This is a genomic window from Novosphingobium sp., assembly GCF_031424035.1.
Taxonomy (GTDB): Bacteria; Pseudomonadota; Alphaproteobacteria; order Sphingomonadales; family Sphingomonadaceae; genus Novosphingobium.
This window is the reverse complement of sequence record NZ_JANPGP010000038.1, coordinates 15,532-32,909: the sequence shown is the minus strand read 5'-3', so window position 1 is coordinate 32,909 and position 17,378 is coordinate 15,532. Positions and strand designations below refer to the sequence as shown.

The window sequence follows — 17,378 nt, the reverse complement described above, 5'->3', positions numbered from 1 at the left end:
TTCTCGGCATTGCCGAGCTCGTTCATGGCGGCCCGGTATGAGCGCAGCCCGTCGGTAGTGATCTTCTCAGGCGAACCGTGGCGCTTCAGCGCCTTCTTCATGAAGGTGAGCGCCGCCTCCTTGTCGCGGGCCCTGGTGATGAAACTCTCGAGGATCTCGCCTTCCTGGTCGACCGCGCGCCACAGGTAGACCATCTCGCCATTCAGTTTCACGTACATCTCGTCGAGGTGCCAGCGCCACTGCCGGAAGCCGCGCATCCGGCTCACCCGCTGTCTGCGGATGTCGCCGGCGAACATGGGACCAAACCGGTTCCACCACATCCGCACCGTCTCATGGCACAGGTCGATGCCTCGTTCGAACAGCAGGTCTTCGACATTGCGCAGCGATAGCGGAAAGCGAACCTACATCATGACCACGAGGCGGATCACCTCAGGCGACGAGTTGAAACACCGGAACGGGCTAAGCGGCTTGGCTCTGGATTTGCGGCTCATGCGCGCTGGATATCAGCACAATGCACCGCGTGCCACATTGCCCTGACAGAGCCGTCTATGCCGCTGTGCCGGGTCTGCGTAGTTCGAGAAGCGTCTGCCGTAACTCTTGCAACTGCACTTGCTGCGACGCCGCGATGCTTTGCCATAACTGGTTCTGGGGCGGCGCCAGCTTACTGACAGAATTGATATCGGCTATGGCTAGGTCGGTGTACTGAAGCGCCAGATCGCCGTTTGCTGCCTGGTACAAGCGTGCCATGGCTTCCATCACCTTGCTGCGCTCCAAGGCGAAGCGCTGACGCAGTCGGCTGTGCTTGGACAGCTTCTGGATAATCGGCTCACACTTGCGCAAGCTTGCCAGAGCCATGCGCAAATAGGTCTGGTTTTCATCATCATCCGCGCGCACCACGACCGGGGCACAATGGCGGGCAAGCGCGGAATCTAGGATCAGCATTCCCGCCCGCTCGCGGGGGTAAGCCGAGAGATAACGGGTCAATTCGGCCGAGATCTTCTGGGCCTGGATCCAGAACCAGCCCTTGCTTCTAAAGCCCTGGTTCAAGCGCCAACCTTGCCGCTGCCGTTCTAGCTTGAGGCAGACCCGAATGAAGCCGCGCCCAGCGCTGCCGCCGATGGTATCGCGGACTTTGGTGGGATCTTGCTGGAAAATCCGCATCCGGATCGCTTCGCCAAGATAGAATGCGGCGAAAGATCGAGAGAACGCTTCGGTAACCGTATAGTCATAGCCGCCTGATTTCGCGACCTGTACATCACCATGCAGCCGGTCCGCCTCGACCCCGGTTGCATCGGCATAGAGATTGATGAGATCGGCCAGGATCTTCAGCTGTTTGGTGTTTCGCTTCGTCGCAATCCGCTGAGCATAGCCATCGGCCAGCGTTTCAAGTTCGCCCGCGCAATCCTTGCCTTTGACCAGCTCCTGCGCCAGCCTGGCCAATGCTTCGATCTGTTCGATGGTCTCTTGGCCTTTGGCCAAATCGTCATTGAGCCGGGCGAGAATGGATAGCGGGATTTCGCCGACATCTTTAGACCGGTTGTCGTCCCTGGTCGGCATGTCGATGATCTTGCGTTCAACCCAGTCTCTGAACGCATAGTCACTGCCCGGAAAGGCATGCAATTCTGTCGATATATCCAATCTTACTAGTGTCTTGCTGGAGGCTTTGAGGATATCAGCACGAAAATTTCGCTCGATCTGTTCATGACCGAGAACCGCCTTGGATAGGGGCGGTGCCAGATGCGTCAATTCCGATCGACTTTCTTGCCAGCGCCACAATTGCGGCTTTAGCAACAGCAGCAACAGATCAAGCTTCAGCCCCGCGGCATCATAATGCCGGATCAGGGCATGCAGCGGCGGACGATCCAGCATCTTGCGAAACCCGAACGTGTAGAGCTTGATCCAGCGTTGCTCAGGATTGTCTGGCAGGAAACGGCCCGCCCCGGGATGAAGGGGTGCAGTCGCCATCTTGTCGTCGATCAGGCTGGCCGCCCCATGATACAGTCCGGTCAGCAGCCGGGTATGCCGCAACAGCGAGTCATCGACATGCAGATCATCATACCGGCTGAGCTGAAGGCACTGGTCAAACGCTTCCTCCGCCAGAAGCAGGTGCAGCAAGGAAACGTACCGCCCGTCATTGCACGCGCACGCGTGTGCGATGAACAATTCGCGGATCGGATTGAGCGCGAACATAATAGCACGTTCGCTCGCGATCTCCTCACGCCCAAAACCAAAGCGATCGCGGTGGAGCAGCGGCAGATCGCGGTCATCGAGGGCCTCGACATCATCCGATCGGCAAAGCCCGATCAGGCCATTGCAGGCCTGCAGCATCGCCGCAATCGTCGTCTTGAGGCCGCGCCTCTGGCTGGAATCCAGACGCTCGCCACAGACTTCACGGTAGTCCTCATAGACCCGGGCCAGCGTGCGCGGCCGCAGCCCACCAGGCGCAATCGCGATGAAATGCAGCAAGACCAGCCAATCCGGGTGCTTATCTTGCAGAAGGGGCAAAAGCCTTTTGGCGATCAGTTCCTGAAGAGCGTCGTGTTCGGTGACTGTGCCCAGACTGGGGTAAGGCGGGGCAAGGCCCAGCTCCAGCAAGGTGCTGAGCACCCCAAAACGTGCCTCCGATCCGGGCAGATCGCCAAAGATGTCTTGTGCGCGTTCGACCAGCAGCTTTGTGTGCGCCGCGAATTCGTCTTGAAACTGATCTACGGAGAGCTTCTTCTCACCGAGAATTTCCTCGCGGATCAGAACCCGCTGTGACGGGCTTTGATTGCCGAACTTGGGCAGGATGCCGGGAAAGGCTGAAGCCGGCGGCAAGCCAATAGCGATGGATTTGCAGGTGATCAGCCTCAGCACCGGGTGGGGATGAAGAACTTTGTCATCGATGTTACATAGGGGGAAATCGGAGGTGATCAGAAACCGTGTATTGCGGAAGGTCTCCACGTCGATCGAGCAGCCTCCCTCGGGCGTGGGGATCAGCAGCAACTGCTCGATCAGATCGAAGACATGATCCGCGGCAATCGCTGCGCGCAGATGATACAGCGAATAATCACGCGCGGCCGGACTGTGGCGCTGGGTGCGATAGCCATCGAACACCAGAATGGCCGGATAACGCGTCATGAGATCGCGCGTCTCCGCGATCAGCTGGTTCATCCGATCGGCATTCATCCGCGCCGGCTTGCCGCCCTGCTCAGTGGGTGACGGCTCGTCGTTTTCCAGCGCCAGACTTGCATAGAAATTCCGGATCCGCAGAATCAGGCTGCCCAGGCTATCGTCCGGCTTGCGGCAGCTGCGGCCATGCAGCGGGATATAGAGCATCGGCAGATAGCAACCATGTTCGATGCGGTGCTGCGGCTTGAAAAGTTCGGCCACCAACGCGGTCAGTCCGCCGCGCATTGCTTCGGAGTGACAATTCAGCAGAGCCTGGCCATTTCCGGTGCCAAACAGGAACTCGGCTGCCTCGTTCAACTGATTGGCGCGCGGGCTTCGCCCACCATCCACCGCGAAGGCAAATTTGCCCTCAAGGCTATCGGGCTCTTCGAGCCAGTTCGGATCGTCCTTTCTGCCTATATTCGCGGGATCACTGTTCAGGCGGGCATAGCTGACAATTTCGTCCATCAAACCAGCGACGGCAACTGCGCGAAGCTGGCTTATCGCTTCCACGCCGGTGCGGCCCTCGTCGAACAGCATGTCGGCCGTCAGGTTACCTAGGCCTTTGGCCCGCACGCGCCAGGCGTTCAGCACGCAGGTAATCTGGTTCCGATAGGCGGCGCGATGCGCCCCTAAAGATGCCAGTGCTTTAGCTGCCTTTTTCTGACCAGGCCGTGACAATACGGCCTTGACATACTCGTAGCTGTAATTGCCCATCGTCTGGTTAGACTCACCAACCTTGTCCGTGACAAGCCTAAAGATATCTGGTGCGCTATACCTCTCGATCGTGTCATCCAAGCCAAGGTTTACCCTCAGAAAATCTGGCATAACCATGATCTGCTTCAAGGCAAAGATGATCGTCCAGTCGGATGGTCGCTGATCGCCAGGTTTGCCGTCCGCAAACCAGAAAGTTTCGTCAGTTTCTTTGCCCTTGGCCAGCGCAGCCCGCCACAGCTTGTCCGCGCAGCCGTCTGGACCGCGAATGTCGGGCCTGTGCCTGAGCCGGGTTGACCCGCCATCCTTCTTTTGCTCTGCCTCCGCGTCGCTCATGTCCGCCCCCTGATTCGGGGTTCTTACAAATCGCAGCGACTCTCAACTAACTTTTTTAGAATAACCCCGGCTTTTGCGAAAAACCCATCGCGGAGCCGGACTGGTTTTCGATAAAACGCCGCCCGGACGCGTGGCGGTGCCTCCTGCCGTGCCTTTTTCCGAAAAGGGTGAGAGCCAGAGTGGAGTTTTTACATATAAAAACAATAGCATAGATCGCAATCGTTAATGCCATCCGCACGGAAATGGTTATTATTCTCCTATCAGCAGAGGGAGACAGACGATGACCTTGGACCCCAATTGGCACGACGAGCGTCAGCAGCAGATCGCGGACTTCTATACCGCGCTTCGCATCCATTCGGAGCGCACCGGCCCCTTCACCTTCGGCTGGTTTGTGGCGCGCCTGCGCGCCTTGCTGAAAGCCGGCGCGGCGCAGCCCCCTCACTATGCCGCCGGATGGGGCGCGCCGGATGCGGTGCCCCAGCCGGCCACTCAGGAGCAGCAGGCGGCCACCACCACTCAGACGCAGTGCGCAGCTGTTCTCGTCCCCGCCCTGATCGCGGCGGTGAACGACGAGGATCAGGATGCAAGTACCGCCGGACAAGGGCCGGAGGAACCGATCATGGCCGAACCCTTGGCGGCAGCGCAGCTGGTGCTCGACACCCCTGCACCGGAAGGTCTGCAGATCGCGACCGCCCCCGGGGATGAGGGCGGCACGCTGCAAATCGACGCGGCCGAGCGCGCACCCCCGCAGCCGCCGGGCCCCGGTTGGTGGGCCCGCCAAAAAGCAGCCGCGGCACAGCGACGCGAACGCGCCCGCCAGCGTCCGCGGCGTTCGCGCATGCACCGCGTCGCCCGCTTCTCGAGCAAGTCGCTCGGTTACGGATGCCTGCTGGTTTACGGCATCGGCAATCTCACTGAACCGCTAGCCGCCGCCGCCTACGGTGAGGGGACGTCGGTGTCCGATGCGCTTGCGAACAAGGCTGGGATCATGATCATAGGAAGCGGCACGCGCCCGGTCTTCGCCCGCCCGCCGGAGGCACGTCCGGACGATCCCAGCCGGGCCCATCTGCCCGAAGCCGCGCGCAAGAGCGCCAACTTCGAGAAGGCAACCTTCATGGCAACTGCGCTTGAAGACAAACGCGCCTTCGCTCCGGCTTTGTCGCTCGAAGGGATCATGCGCGTTCACGGCACCGATACCCTGGCGTTGATGCGGGCGGGATGGAGCCAGTTCGCAGTGCTGGTCTGGCGCAAGACCAAGCGCCGTGGAGGCTCAACCGTGCCGGTCACCACCTGTTCCATCTCGTTAAACTCCATGGCGATGCCAAGCGGGCTGATCGCCAAGATCAAGGCCAAGTTCAATGAGCACGTCTGTGCGGCGCGCCTGGAAGCCGAGACCCGCGGCGATACCCAGGCCCAGGCCGGCATGATGCTGGACAACGCGGCCCTGATCATCGGTGGCGGCGCCGATACACAGGGGGTGACCTTGGCCTCGTGGCGACTATTCTCGAAAGATTTCAGCAAGATTGATCGGGATTGCCACCTGTCCGTCCTGGCCGCGGCCGTCAATCAGCCGTTCTATGCCCCCGGCGAGAGCCCCTCATCGCAGCGGATCGCCGCGGACCGATTGGTCAACCTGGCCGATCGCGCAAAGCGAGGCCTGACTGCGCTGCGCAAGCGCGAAGGCCAAGGCCTGAACGCAAGCGACGAGGCATGCTTTGCCACGCTGCCGGCACTGCTCAATCGCCGCTTTCGCAATCCGGCCGGAGACATGACCCGGGCCTTCGGCAGCGCCGCTCCGCAGATCATCGCCGAGGCCTTCGCCTATCGCGCCCGGAACCCCGGCACTGTCCAACTGACAGCCCAATTCGATGCCATGGCCAACGAAGCGGCCATCCAGCGCGTGGGCAACACGGCCTGCGCGATTGCCGATCGCAAAGCCATTCGCCTGAACATCTGTCCTGAAAAGGGGCCGGTCGACCGCGCGCAGGTGCGGGTGATCGCGATCAATCCCAACGGATCGGTCCACCGCATGATAGCGATCGGCGCCGGGGCCGCGTCAGCTCTGGCAGAGAGCCAGACGGGTGACCTCCCAGGGCGTGGTAGCGTTGGCAAAGGGATTCTCTTGCCGATCCTGGCCGACAACCTGTTCTGCCGATTCGATTTTCCCGACCTCAAAGACGCTGACGGCGTAGCTGGTGTCGATCACGATTGCCGAGCGGACGAGCTGACCCCTCCGGCATACGCGGTAAAAACATCGCTGAATCAGCCATTTGTTTACGCCCTAGCGCACACCGACCAGGGTCGGCTGGCGCTCTATCGTGACGCCCTGGGCCTGCGGCAGCAAAATCTGCGCGACCTGGTGCTGGGCAATCGCCCTGCCGCCACGCAGGTGCTGATGCGCGATTACGTTGCTGTCACCAGCCCCGCACGGGTCGGCCCCACGCCGCATTTCATCGTCGAAGCGGGCAGTGCCCAGGTCGATCTTTCGTCGCTGATTTCGGCCGCTGACAGCGCCCGCACCCGCCAGTTGCTGAGCGAGCCGACCAAACCAGGCGGCACGGTCCACGCGGCGGCCGGCCGGCTCAAGGCGGCCGGCTACACTGTGGTCTGGGCCAAAAGCGGAACGTCGGAAGCCGGCTTCGATTCCGATGAACGTGGGAAACACATCATCATGGAGCTGATCGATCCGGAGGGACAGACCCGGATCGTCTTCGCCGAGATCAGCAGCTCGGATTCGGCCGCGCTTGCCGGCTCAGGGGTCATGAGCTCAGCCGACATCGCCGAAATCATCATCGCCACCCTGCAGCCGGAGTCCTGAAATGACCTTTTCATCCTTCCTTTCCGCGGTTGCCGGCGCGCTGCGCCGCGCCGTGACGCTCAGCCTGCCGACCATCCGCAAGGCCGGGGCGATGTCACCTGGGGAATGGCTCGCCCTTTCCGGGCACGTCATCGCACTGGTCATCGCCCTGACTTCAACAATCGGGATCTACAATTTCGGCGCCGGTCTTGCTCGCGATTCCCTTAGCTACAAATTGCTGCTGATCCCCCTGGCGGCTTTCATCGGTATCATGCTGCAGATCGTGATCATCAGCTGCATCAAGCTGATCGTGCGTGATTTGCGCCGCAATCCCGTGCGGGCGCTGCTGGCTGGTACGGTTGTTCTCCTGATGTGGTCGATAACCGTCGGCGCATCCTACGGCAGCTATTGGAACGCCATGTCGAGCCAAAGCTATGAGCAGCGTGCCACCGAACAGACTGTCAACGCAGCCATTGTGCCGCTTGAAAATGCCCGCAGCCGATTTGCTACCGCAACCCTGTCGCTTGGCGAGGTTTCCCGCCATGCGGATGCAATGATGACCATCGAAGCGCGTGACGGCACATCGTGTGGCTATGTTGCGGGCAGTGGCAAGGGTGATCGTTTCCACCTGCGCGAACGCCAGAAGGGTGAGGCCGCCAGCCACTCTGCTTCGCTGCAGACGTTGAACGGTTCGCTGGCCCGTTCGCTGGGGGCCATGGGCGCGTTCAACAACCAGGGGCTCGCCAGCGCCTATCGCGAAGCCAGCGATACGTTGGGTAACCCGGCTGTCGGCATGGCGCGGCAATGGATTGGCGAGCAGCGCGCCGGTTTTGCTGGCGGCTTCCCCATCAATGGCGCGGCAATCGCCTGTGCAGATCCCAAGATGGTACGCTTGCTCGACGTTGCTGCAGCCAGCCTTGAAGCCCTGCCCAAAGTGCCCGCCAACCCGCCCCGGGTGACCCAGCTTTCCAACACCGAAGGGGTGATGCTGAGCTTCGCCCGCCTGTTGCCCTTCGGCAAAGACGATGAACTGGTTCAGGACAGCGACTATATTCCGCTGCTGTTTCCGAGCCTGATCGAATTCATCATGACCGCATTGATCGTGCTCGGCGAAATGGGGCGTGCGCGCACCTGGTCGTCAGGCGGGGACGGGCACGGGTCTGACGACAATCCGCGCCGTCCGATCAACCCTGCCTTGGCGACTTTTCAGCGGGATCACGCCGCTGGAAGCAACGCACTCGACCTTCACGACGAGATCATCAATCATCTGATCGAACTGGAAGGCGCACCCACGGTATGTTTCGCGATTCCCTCCGAACCGGGAGCACCGCGCGAATATGCCCGCAAACTGCTGATGCTGATTGCGCGGCATGACCATGGCAAACGCGGCCGTCCCCACCCACTAAGCCCCTACCGCCAGAGGCTGCCTTTCGCTGATCTTCCCGCCCTGGTAACTGCGGGATGGTCGTGGGCCAGCCAGCATGTGGACATCCATCTGCTACCCCGGACCCTTGCCGATGACGCGCGCCGCCTGATCGTCTGGCAGGCTGAAGCCGAATTGTTCCCTGCCGCGTAAGGCGGGCAGGCAATGAGGTGCCGGTGGGGGATTCGCTCTGGCCCGGATCCCCCATCGTCCGTTTACGGACCGCATGAACCGCACGCGGCCAGCGCACCGGAACAGCGCTCCCCAGTCTAGTCCCGCCAAGCTGCTCTGCACCACCCAGTACAAAGCCAGACGTTCGCGGCAAACCATGACCGGCACCCGCAACAGCCGCTACCATCGCAAATTCCCCACAGCAAACCATGCACGCAAGGGCGCTGTCAGTTTAATCGCAACTCGTCTCAGCTTCGGGCAGCCTTGGCTTTGGCGACGACGGCTCAGCTCATGAGCGTCTGCCACTCGGCCAGTGCAGCCGAACGACGAAACTTGTAGGTTTGTCGATCGATGAGGTGGCGTTCCGAGTTGAAATGGTTGTGGAGCCCGGCGTGGCCCGAGGCGAACTTCTGTAACGACTTCATCTGCCGAAACCGGAGCAATACCCGCTCTCGTCGTCGGAACGGCAAGTAACTGTTCTCGACCCGGTTGTTTACCCGACGGCCGATCTCGTGCTTGTCGGTGTTGCCCAGAACCTTCATCGCAGCCTTGGAGGAAGCCAGCCCATCGGTGGTGATCGCCTCGGGTGAACCATGGCGCTTCAGTGCCTTCTTCATGAAGGACAGGGCCGCTTCCTTGTCCCGCCTTTTGATTGCGAAACTCTCGAGGATTTCATCCTCCCGGTCGACCGCGCGCCAGAGGTAGTCCATCTCGCCGTTGTTCTTAACGTAGACCTCGTCCACGTGCCATCGCTACTGACGGAAGCCCTTAATCCGGCTCACTCGCTGGCGCCGTAAATCTGCGGCAAACAATGGCCCGAACCGGTTCCACCAGTGTCGTACTGTCTCGTGGCAGAGGTTGATCTCGCGCTCGAACAGCAGGTTCTCGACATTGCACAGCGATAGCCGGAAGCGCACGTAAATGAGCACGACCAAGCGGATCACCTCGGGTGAGAAGTTGAAATAGCGAAATGGTCTAACGGGTTTTCGGGTGCTGTCAGTCGGATCGCAACTTGTCTCCGGTTGGCGCGGTAGGGCCGGAAACGACCAGCTTCAGATGGCAAGCGATTGCCACTCGGCCAGTGCGGTCGAGCGTCGCAGCTTGTAGGTTTGACGATCGACGAGGTGGCGTTCCGAATTAAAGTGGTTGTGCATACTGGCATGGACTGAGGCGAATTTCTGCAGCGTCTTCATTTGTCGGAACCGCAGCATCGCGCGTTCTCGTCGTCGGAACGGCAGGTGACTGTTTTCCACCCGATTGTTCTTCCAGCGACCGACCTGGCGCCGGTCGACGTTGCCGAGCTCACACATGGCAGCGGGGTATGAACGCAGTCCGTCGGTGACGAGCTCCTCGGGCCGACCGTGGCGTTTCAGTGCCTTCTTCATGAAGGCGAGAGCCGCGGATTTGTCCCGTTTCGTCGTGACGAAACTCTCCAGGATCTCGCCCTCATGGTCGACCGCCCGCCACAAGTAGACCATCTCGCCACCCAGCTTCACGTACATCTCGTCGAGATGCCACTTCCACTGCCTGAAGCCCCGCATACGGCTTACCCGTTGGCGCCGGATATCGGCCGCAAACAGCGGACCGAACCGGTTCCACCACAGCCGCACCGTCTCGTGGCACAGGTCGATGCCGCGCTCAAACAGCAGGTCCTCGACGTTCCGCAACGACAGCGGGAAGCGGACGTACAGCATCACCACAAGCCGGATAACCTCCGGCGAGGAGTGGAAATAGCGAAACGGATCGGCGGGCTTTCGAGGGCGGGGCATAGCCTTTCCCTATTCTAACGAGCCCCTCATCGCCAGCGGGTGCAATTGCTTTGACAGGGCCTTTTGGCGCAATTACGCTGTCAAACGGCCATTGGCAGGGAAAGAAGCGCGAGCGAAGTGGCTTTGATGACGGGCTGAAAACCCGCGAAATCCATTTCGGTACTGGATCGAATGGCAACGGAGAAAACGCCGTGAGATTCCGTATTGCCGGTTCGCAATGGACTCTCTGCTGTACCGAAATAAACTGAGACGGCGCAGTTTCGCGCCAAAATTGACAACATTCTCTGCAAGTTCAATATGTTAAGACTAGGTGGCGGAGCGGGAGGGATTCGAACCCTCGATACGCTTTTGACGTATACTCACTTTCCAGGCGAGCGCCTTCGACCACTCGGCCACCGCTCCGCATGCACTGGAAGGCGCGCCCTAGCTTGCGGGCGGGCGATGCGCAAGCGTTGCGGTGGGGGCTTTGCTTCCTATCTTTGAGCCATGAACCGGACCTTTGCCCTGCCGCCCTCGCTGGACGAGATCGATGCCATCGCCCGTAAGGCCATCGAGGACCTGCCCGATCCCTTTCGCGCCCACCTGAACGGGGTACGGCTGGTGGTGGAGGACTTTCCTGACGAGGCGACGCTGGCGGGGCTGGGCGTTGATGATCCCTATGACCTGACCGGGATCTACGAAGGCGTGCCGGTGGGCGAGAAGTTCCTCGCTGCCAGCGGCGTGATGCCGGACCGCATCCGGCTGTTCCGCTCCCCCATCCTCGATGAATGGGTGGCGCGCGGCGATGAGACGCTGGAGCATCTGGTGTCCCACGTACTGATTCACGAGGTCGGGCATCATTTTGGCCTGTCGGATGCGGACATGCACGGGCTGGAGGAAAGTTCGCGGTAGCGTCGTCCCGGACCTGATCCGGGACCGCTGGCGAATGGATGCAAGTTTGCGCCGATGAGGCCTGCGATCCCGGCGTGCGCCGGGATGACGATTGATTCTGCGGGATTAGCTGGCAGGATGCGGCCCATGCAAAAAACCCTCACCGCCCTCACCCTTGCCCTGATCGCCGCCGCACCTATCGGGGCGCAGGACAAGCCCGCCGCGCCGCTCGCGCCCTCGGAAATCGTCGCCGCTGCGCCTAAGACGGACTGGACGGCAATTGCGCCGTCCGACCTGCTGGTCATGGACATTGCCCCCGATGCCAAGGGCCGCCCTCGCCGCGTGGTGATCCAGCTGATGCCGCCGCCGTTCTCGCAAGGGTGGATCGGCAATATCCGTAAGCTCGCCGCAGCGCGGTTCTGGGACGGGACGAGCGTGAACCGGGTGCAGGACAATTATGTCGTGCAGTGGGGCGATGCGACCGAGAAGAAGGCGCTGCCAGCCGGTTTGGCGACGGTGCCGGAGAGTGAGTATCTGGTCAGCGATCCACGAAGGTTTCCGTTTCGGGTAGAGGTGGACAACGAATCCGTGCACGATTCCTATGCTGACTACGCCATGCCAATAATGGGCTGGCCTGTCGCATTTTTCGAGGACGGTGTCTGGCCCGTCCACTGCTACGGCATGGTCGGCGTCGGCCGGAACCTGTCCCCCGACACCGGCACGGGCGCAGAACTCTACACCGTGATCGGCCACGCCCCGCGGCACCTTGACCGCAACATCGCGGTGGTCGGGCGGGTAATCGAGGGGATCGAGCACTTGTCCTCGCTGCCGCGTGGGACCGAGGCGCTGGGGTTCTACAGGACGGCGAAGGAACGGACGAAAATCCGATCGGTCCGCTTGGGCAACGAGGTGACCGGCCTTCCCGGTTATGAATTCCTCTCCACCGAGAGCGGCAGCTTCGCCGCCTATGCCGATGCACGGGCCAATCGGCGCGATGCCTTTTTTATCCGGCCAGCGGGCGGCGCGGATGTGTGCAACATTCCGGTGCCGGTGCGGCGGGTTTCGGTGAAGTGATTTTCACGCGAAGGCGCGAAGGCGCGGAGAAGAAGAGGGTTTCTCGCGCAGAGACCGCAAAGGTCGCAAAGGTTCATGCGCCGCAGGCAATTGCAGCAACAGGTGGAGAGCTTGCCGGATTAAAGGCGGCTTCGCCGCAAGCGCAACACTCTTTGCGACCTTTGCGGTCTTTGCGCGAGCATCGCTTCCTTTTTTCCTTCTCCGCGCCTCCGCGCCTCCGCGTGAATCAAAATGTCTGAACACATCACTCACACCGGCCCTCTCTGGCGCTGGACCGGGGGCAACGGCGGCTCCTGGCATTTCCTCACCATCGATGGCGAGGCGGGCGAGGCGCTGTCGGCCACGGCGCTGATGCGGCGGTTGGAAGGGCTGTCGCGCGGATTTGGGTCGCTCAAGGTGCTCGCAACGATTGGTGACAGCGCCTTTCGCACCTCGGTCTTCCCGTCGAAAAGCGAGGGCTGGATGCTGCCGGTGAAGGCAGCCGTCCGCAAGGCCGAGGGGATCGGCGAGGGCGACGCAGTGACGGTGGTGCTGGAGCTTTAGGGCTTTGGCAGGGCTGGCGCAGGCACCGGCGCAACCGCTGCTCGCCGCACGGTGAGGATCTTCACCGGCACGTCGATCATCGAGCCTTTCATCGAGCCCTGCCCTTTCGTGGCACTGAGCGGCGAATCCCAGATCTTGCGGACCACGTCCATGCCGCTGGTGACCTTGCCGAACACCGCAAAACCGGCCTGAGCATCGGGCGTCGTGCCCTTCGGATCGGCGTCGAGCGATTCGAGATCGGACAGCAGGATCGAGAATTCGGCCATGCCGGTGCCCGGTGCATTGCGCGCGAGGCTGACTGCGCCGGCCTTGTGCTTGAGGCCCGTCTGCGTGGTCGGTTCGTGTGCCACCGGCTTCAGTGTGCGCTTGGGGTCCATCTGCACCCCGCCCTGAATCAGCCCATTGGGCGGCGTGCCCCAGGCAAGGCGCATCGAGCGGTAGAACGAGGAATTGTCGAGCCGGCGCTGATCGACGTAGCGCAGGATGTTCTCGGTGGTCAGCGGCGCGTGCTTGTGATCGAGTTCGATCTGGATCGTGCCGAGCGTGGTGACGAGGTTGATCGTCACATAGTCAGCGATCGGAGGCGGCGGAGGCGGAGCGCGGCGCTTGGCCGGGGCGGCAGCGGTGAGCGCCAGCAGGAGCGGCGCGGCGATGAGGACGAATCGGCGGTTCATGCGCCTTATCCTAGCAGAGCATGTCGCCCCGCCAACCGGGCAGGTCGGCTTCCGATGGTCCCGAACATGGCTGCTCGGGCTTGCCGAGGTTCGCCTTGTCGAGCCACTGCAGGTCTTCTTTCGCCAGCACGCGGCCATCGTGGGCGTGAACGGCGATCGGCTGGATCGGCAGGCAATCGCGCTTGTCGACCAGCACCGGGTTCGACGGCACGCCCAGGCCATACTTCTCGCCCCACTGGCGCAGCGCGAGCATGGCGGGGAGCAGGTCCATCCCCTTGTCAGTCAGCCGGTAGAGCACCTTGCGGCGATCGTCCTCCATCTGCTGGCGTTGAAGGATGCCGCTTTCCACCAGCCGCAGCAGGCGGTTGGACAGGATGTTGCGCGCGATGCCGGTGGCGCTGAGGAAATCCTCGAAGTGGTGAACGCCGTTCAATGCGGCGCGCAGGATCATGAAGCACCAGCGATCGCCCATCGCCTCAAGCGCTAGCGGAAGTCCGCAATCCTGATCGTCGAGCTGTTCGCGCACTTTGCCCATAGGGCTGTGTATCGCGTTGTCGGCCGCAAGGGAAATATTGTCGGAAATGGGTTGCATATCGCAACTAACCATTATAGGTATCGATTCGCAACTTAAATCTGCGCGCTCCTCCCCGGACGCGATTGCAACAGGAGAACCGAGATGAAGACCGTGCTTTCGCGGGCAATCCCGCTTGCCATTTTCGCCCATGTCGCCGCCGCTTCGTTTGCCGCTGCCCCGGCCTTTGCGGCCAGCGGCGGCAATGTCGCCACACTCGCCCAGCCGCTTGCCGCGCCGAAGCAGCAGATCCTGGGCGATGTCCTGTGGAAGTGCGCGGGCGATCGCTGCACGGCGGCCAACTCCGGCGGCCGCCCGGTGCTCACCTGCCAGCGCGTGGCGAAGGAATTCGGCGAAGTGTCGCGCTTTGCATCGGGCGCCAAGGAATTCTCGGCCGACGATCTGGCCAAGTGCAACGGGAAATAATTGGCTTTTGTCCAGCCTGACGGCTGGATGCGGCACCGGCCCGCTCCCGCTCCCACAAGGACTCTTACCCGATCAAACCCCTAGACCGCAGGTCCGCCGCGAGCCTCTCTGCCCCCCCGGTGAAGTGGTGGACCTGCCACCCCAGACGCGCCGCCGACGCAATGTTGGCGGCGTTGTCGTCAATGAACAGCATGGCTTCGCGCGGCACGCCGAAGCGGCGTTCGGCGAGGTGGTAGATTGCGGGATCAGGCTTCGCGAGCTTCTCGTCGCCTGAGACGACGACATCGTGGAAGTGCCGGAATACCGGTTCGCGCGCGCGGAAGTCGGGCCAGAATTCGGCGCCGAAATTGGTGATGGCGAACAGCGGCACGCCGCGCGCGGCCAGTTCATCGACGATCTCGATCGAGCCGGGGACCGGCCCGGGGATCGATTCGCCAAAGCGCGCGGCATAGGCGTCTATCAGGTGGGCGTGGCCCGGATATTCCACCTTGCGCGCCGGCACCATGACCGACAGCGGCACGCCCTCGTCATGCTGGAAGTGCCATTCGGGCGTGACAACCGTGGTGCAGAACCATTCCAGCTCCGCCGGATCGGCAATCAACTTGGCGAAAAGGTAGCGCAGGTCCCATTCGAACAGGACGCGGCCAACATCGAAGACGACCGCTTTGACAGGTGCGGGATGACCAGACAATTCACGCACTCCAGACATGACAGCGGCCCGCGCTCCGGCTGGGAGGCGGGCCGTTGACGAACCGGCCGGGGATGCCCCCGACCCGCAGGGAATTAACCCTGGCGCGCCTTGAAGCGGCGGTTGGTCTTGTTGATCACATAGGTGCGGCCACGGCGGCGAATCACGCGGTTGTCCCGGTGGCGGCCCTTGAGCGACTTGAGGCTGTTGCGAATCTTCATGGTTTCCTCGGGTGCGGTCGAGCCCGCGAATCTGGTTGGTGCGAGCATGAACCCGCGAAATTGGAAGCAGCGCCGTTAGTGGCGGGTCGCAGCCGAGTCAAGGTCTTCAACGCCCGAAAGCTAGATATAGAAGGCCTTGCAGATGTCGTTAAGTGCGATGACACAGGCGAAGACCATCAGCCCCGCCGCCGCCTTGACCAGCAAGGCATCGCCGCGCCGTTGGCGGGGAATGACTGCCAGACCCAGCGGCAGGATCAGCGGGATCAGGTAGCGCCCTTGCACCCCATAGAGCATCCGCGCGCCGAGCGGCGATGCGGCGAGGTACATGATCAGGCAGATCGCGAGGACGATCCCGATGGAGACCAGCGCCGCCCAAACCCGCCAGCCGGGTCTCAGCCGCGCGGACAAGGCATCGCCTTGGGCAATCGCCAGCACCAGCGCCAACGCACTCGCCCACATCGCCAGATAGACCGGACCGACATTGAGCCAGCCGAACAGGAACAGGGTATTGACCAGCTCATCCAGCCCGGCGCCGCTGAACCGGTTCGCCAGCGCCGTGGGAAAAGCGGAAGGGTGCGCCAGCACATAGGCCAGTTGCGTGCCGGGGGACGGCAGGTCGGGTGTCCCCGGGACGACCAGTCCGGTGTTGAGCAGAACCCAGGCGGTCACCGCCACCCCGGCCACCGCAATGGCAACCATCGACGCGCGGGCAAGGCGGAGGCGTCCACCGGAATCGCGCAGGAACAACGCCAATCCTGCCAGCGGCAGATAGACGAACTTGGCGAGCGTCACCGCCGCGGCGAGCACAGCCAGTCGTCGTCCGTCACTGTTGGTCCACGATCCGGCCAGCAGCGCCCGCAGGCTCAGCGCGGCGATCCACGCGGAGGCGCCGATGATCAGCCCGTCCTGCCCGAACGATCCGGCGCAGGCGGCGGTCATCGGCAGCAGGCCGACCACCAACAGGACCGGGCGTCCCACCGGCAAGGCCCGGAACGCCGCACAAAGCAGCGCAAAGGCCAGTGCGGCATTGAACACCCGCCCCAGCCGCACGATCCATTCCACCGGCAGGTCAAGCGCCCGGCCGATCCACACCGCCACGACCTGCGGCACATAGCCCGCCGGCGAATAGGATGCCGAGCCGAGGAAGTTGGTGAACACCGCCGGCTCGCCCTGCCCGATCGGCGTGGCGCGGGTGAAATGATCGGCCCAGCTTGAGGCGTGAACCAGCTTGCGATCATGCAACTGCACCGTCCGCAGTTCCTTCGCGGCGGCCACGGCGAGGCCTGGAGGAAGGTGCCCGCCGGACATAGTGCCGCTGCGCTCACCAAACAGTTGCAGCGTGCTCAGTTGATAGGCGCGGTAGAGGTGTTGCTGCTCGTCAGGGGTCTGGAACGGCGGAGTCAGCAGCGCGAACAACAGGTAGAGCAGCGGTGCGAACAGGACGTAAAACCGGAAGGCCAGCCGGTGGCTTTCCCCCTGCGCCCGTTCTTTCTCAGGCACGTGCGGTTACCACCACGCCAGCAACGATCAGCAGCGCGCCAAAGGCATAGGTCAGGTTGAGCCGCTCGGAGAACAACAGCACGGCGAGCAGCGGCACCATGACAAAGGCCAGGGCCATGAACGGATAGGCCCGGCTGAGCGGCACGGTCTGCAGGATATAAATCCACAGCAGGGTGCCGAGGCCATAAAGCACCAGCGCGAGCCAGAAGCTGGGGATCAAGGCGAGGCCAAAAAGGTTCGAACTCGCCTCGCCAGCGCCTTTCAGCCTCATCGCGGCGAACTTGAACAGCGTTTGCCCTGCCGCCAGCAGTGCCGAAATGCCGAGCAGCGCCGCCACTTGGTTGTTCGTCATGCTCTGGCCCTCATTTTTGCCGTCTGCGGTGCTTCGCGCTGATGGCTCATGCCGAGCACCAAGTCGATAGGCCCGGCGGACTTAGCCCCAACCAGCAGG

General features: G+C 62.3%; 17 protein-coding genes and 1 tRNA gene. 6 read left to right on the top strand and 12 right to left on the bottom strand.

The window, feature by feature from the left end; all coding sequences use genetic code 11:
- Window positions 1-341 (bottom strand): DDE-type integrase/transposase/recombinase (locus tag RMO89_RS05765; RefSeq protein WP_310531781.1); only part of this gene is annotated, 341 nt, incomplete at its 3' end.
- Window positions 342-546: 205 nt separating this feature from the next.
- Window positions 547-4,200 carry a hypothetical protein gene (locus tag RMO89_RS05760; protein ID WP_310531780.1) on the bottom strand — a complete coding sequence of 1,218 codons (3,654 nt, stop codon included), beginning with the start codon at window positions 4,198-4,200 and terminating at the stop codon, window positions 547-549.
- Between the two features lie 280 nt (window positions 4,201-4,480).
- Here RMO89_RS05760 and RMO89_RS05755 point away from each other — a divergent pair, with 280 nt between their 5' ends.
- Window positions 4,481-7,018: a transglycosylase domain-containing protein gene (locus RMO89_RS05755; protein WP_310531779.1), complete on the top strand. Its 2,538-nt coding sequence runs from the start codon at window positions 4,481-4,483 to the stop codon at window positions 7,016-7,018.
- A gap of 1 nt (window position 7,019) precedes the next feature.
- On the top strand, window positions 7,020-8,573 hold the full coding sequence (locus tag RMO89_RS05750; RefSeq protein WP_310531777.1) for a hypothetical protein: 1,554 nt from the start codon (window positions 7,020-7,022) through the stop codon (window positions 8,571-8,573).
- Between the two features lie 302 nt (window positions 8,574-8,875).
- Here the strand turns inward: RMO89_RS05750 and RMO89_RS05745 are convergent, their stop codons facing one another.
- From RMO89_RS05745 to RMO89_RS05730, 4 genes are all read right to left on the bottom strand, one after another.
- Window positions 8,876-9,334, bottom strand: coding sequence for a DDE-type integrase/transposase/recombinase (locus RMO89_RS05745; protein ID WP_310531775.1), 459 nt, complete (start codon window positions 9,332-9,334; stop codon window positions 8,876-8,878).
- A 9-nt stretch (window positions 9,335-9,343) separates the two neighbouring features.
- Window positions 9,344-9,526 carry a transposase gene (locus RMO89_RS05740; RefSeq protein WP_310531774.1) on the bottom strand — a complete coding sequence of 61 codons (183 nt, stop codon included), beginning with the start codon at window positions 9,524-9,526 and terminating at the stop codon, window positions 9,344-9,346.
- Window positions 9,527-9,643: 117 nt separating this feature from the next.
- The gene (locus tag RMO89_RS05735) at window positions 9,644-10,360 is read right to left on the bottom strand and encodes an IS6 family transposase (RefSeq protein WP_310531773.1); all 717 of its coding nucleotides are present in this window, start codon (window positions 10,358-10,360) and stop codon (window positions 9,644-9,646) included.
- A 311-nt stretch (window positions 10,361-10,671) separates the two neighbouring features.
- Window positions 10,672-10,762 (bottom strand) — tRNA-Ser (locus RMO89_RS05730).
- A gap of 84 nt (window positions 10,763-10,846) precedes the next feature.
- On the opposite strand from RMO89_RS05730, the gene RMO89_RS05725 reads away from it, so the two are divergent.
- The 3 genes from RMO89_RS05725 (at window position 10,847) to RMO89_RS05715 (ending at window position 12,847) form a co-directional block, all read left to right on the top strand.
- Window positions 10,847-11,251 (top strand): metallopeptidase family protein, encoded by a 405-nt coding sequence (locus RMO89_RS05725; protein WP_310531772.1) that lies wholly within the window; start codon window positions 10,847-10,849, stop codon window positions 11,249-11,251.
- Between the two features lie 126 nt (window positions 11,252-11,377).
- Window positions 11,378-12,304, top strand: a complete 927-nt coding sequence (locus tag RMO89_RS05720) for a peptidylprolyl isomerase (protein WP_310531771.1) — start codon at window positions 11,378-11,380, stop codon at window positions 12,302-12,304.
- 231 nt (window positions 12,305-12,535) lie between these two features.
- A complete protein-coding gene (locus RMO89_RS05715) occupies window positions 12,536-12,847 on the top strand; it encodes a DUF1905 domain-containing protein (protein WP_310531770.1) in 312 nt (103 codons plus the stop codon).
- Here the strand turns inward: RMO89_RS05715 and RMO89_RS05710 are convergent.
- The gene (locus RMO89_RS05710) at window positions 12,844-13,521 is read right to left on the bottom strand and encodes a peptidylprolyl isomerase (protein ID WP_310531768.1); all 678 of its coding nucleotides are present in this window, start codon (window positions 13,519-13,521) and stop codon (window positions 12,844-12,846) included. The genes RMO89_RS05715 and RMO89_RS05710 overlap by 4 nt on opposite strands.
- A 10-nt stretch (window positions 13,522-13,531) precedes the next feature.
- Entirely contained in the window at window positions 13,532-14,056 is a 525-nt protein-coding gene (locus RMO89_RS05705) for a helix-turn-helix domain-containing protein (protein WP_310531767.1), read from the bottom strand.
- Between the two features lie 141 nt (window positions 14,057-14,197).
- On the opposite strand from RMO89_RS05705, the gene RMO89_RS05700 reads away from it, so the two are divergent.
- Window positions 14,198-14,518, top strand: a complete 321-nt coding sequence (locus tag RMO89_RS05700; protein WP_310531766.1) for a CC_3452 family protein — start codon at window positions 14,198-14,200, stop codon at window positions 14,516-14,518.
- 64 nt (window positions 14,519-14,582) lie between these two features.
- Here the strand turns inward: RMO89_RS05700 and RMO89_RS05695 are convergent, their stop codons facing one another.
- From RMO89_RS05695 to RMO89_RS05680, 4 genes are all read right to left on the bottom strand, one after another.
- A complete protein-coding gene (locus tag RMO89_RS05695; RefSeq protein WP_310531765.1) occupies window positions 14,583-15,227 on the bottom strand; it encodes an HAD family phosphatase in 645 nt (214 codons plus the stop codon).
- 74 nt (window positions 15,228-15,301) lie between these two features.
- The gene (ykgO, locus tag RMO89_RS05690; protein WP_004210176.1) at window positions 15,302-15,427 is read right to left on the bottom strand and encodes a type B 50S ribosomal protein L36; all 126 of its coding nucleotides are present in this window, start codon (window positions 15,425-15,427) and stop codon (window positions 15,302-15,304) included.
- A gap of 120 nt (window positions 15,428-15,547) precedes the next feature.
- A complete protein-coding gene (locus tag RMO89_RS05685) occupies window positions 15,548-16,927 on the bottom strand; it encodes a DUF2142 domain-containing protein (protein WP_310531764.1) in 1,380 nt (459 codons plus the stop codon).
- The gene (locus tag RMO89_RS05680) at window positions 16,920-17,279 is read right to left on the bottom strand and encodes an EamA family transporter (RefSeq protein ID WP_310531762.1); all 360 of its coding nucleotides are present in this window, start codon (window positions 17,277-17,279) and stop codon (window positions 16,920-16,922) included. Before RMO89_RS05680 ends, RMO89_RS05685 begins: the two co-directional genes overlap by 8 nt.
- Between the last annotated feature and the right edge of the window lie 99 nt (window positions 17,280-17,378).

Coding starts and splice junctions, on each gene's coding strand:
- RMO89_RS05760 (WP_310531780.1), bottom strand. CDS start 4,200: ATGAGCGACGCGGAGGCAGAGCAAAAGAAGGATGGCGGGTCAACCCGG.
- RMO89_RS05680 (WP_310531762.1), bottom strand. CDS start 17,279: ATGACGAACAACCAAGTGGCGGCGCTGCTCGGCATTTCGGCACTGCTG.
- RMO89_RS05750 (WP_310531777.1), top strand. CDS start 7,020: ATGACCTTTTCATCCTTCCTTTCCGCGGTTGCCGGCGCGCTGCGCCGC.
- RMO89_RS05695 (WP_310531765.1), bottom strand. CDS start 15,227: ATGTCTGGAGTGCGTGAATTGTCTGGTCATCCCGCACCTGTCAAAGCG.
- ykgO (WP_004210176.1), bottom strand. CDS start 15,427: ATGAAGATTCGCAACAGCCTCAAGTCGCTCAAGGGCCGCCACCGGGAC.
- RMO89_RS05710 (WP_310531768.1), bottom strand. CDS start 13,521: ATGAACCGCCGATTCGTCCTCATCGCCGCGCCGCTCCTGCTGGCGCTC.
- RMO89_RS05715 (WP_310531770.1), top strand. CDS start 12,536: ATGTCTGAACACATCACTCACACCGGCCCTCTCTGGCGCTGGACCGGG.
- RMO89_RS05735 (WP_310531773.1), bottom strand. CDS start 10,360: ATGCCCCGCCCTCGAAAGCCCGCCGATCCGTTTCGCTATTTCCACTCC.
- RMO89_RS05755 (WP_310531779.1), top strand. CDS start 4,481: ATGACCTTGGACCCCAATTGGCACGACGAGCGTCAGCAGCAGATCGCG.
- RMO89_RS05700 (WP_310531766.1), top strand. CDS start 14,198: ATGAAGACCGTGCTTTCGCGGGCAATCCCGCTTGCCATTTTCGCCCAT.
- RMO89_RS05705 (WP_310531767.1), bottom strand. CDS start 14,056: ATGGGCAAAGTGCGCGAACAGCTCGACGATCAGGATTGCGGACTTCCG.
- RMO89_RS05720 (WP_310531771.1), top strand. CDS start 11,378: ATGCAAAAAACCCTCACCGCCCTCACCCTTGCCCTGATCGCCGCCGCA.
- RMO89_RS05725 (WP_310531772.1), top strand. CDS start 10,847: ATGAACCGGACCTTTGCCCTGCCGCCCTCGCTGGACGAGATCGATGCC.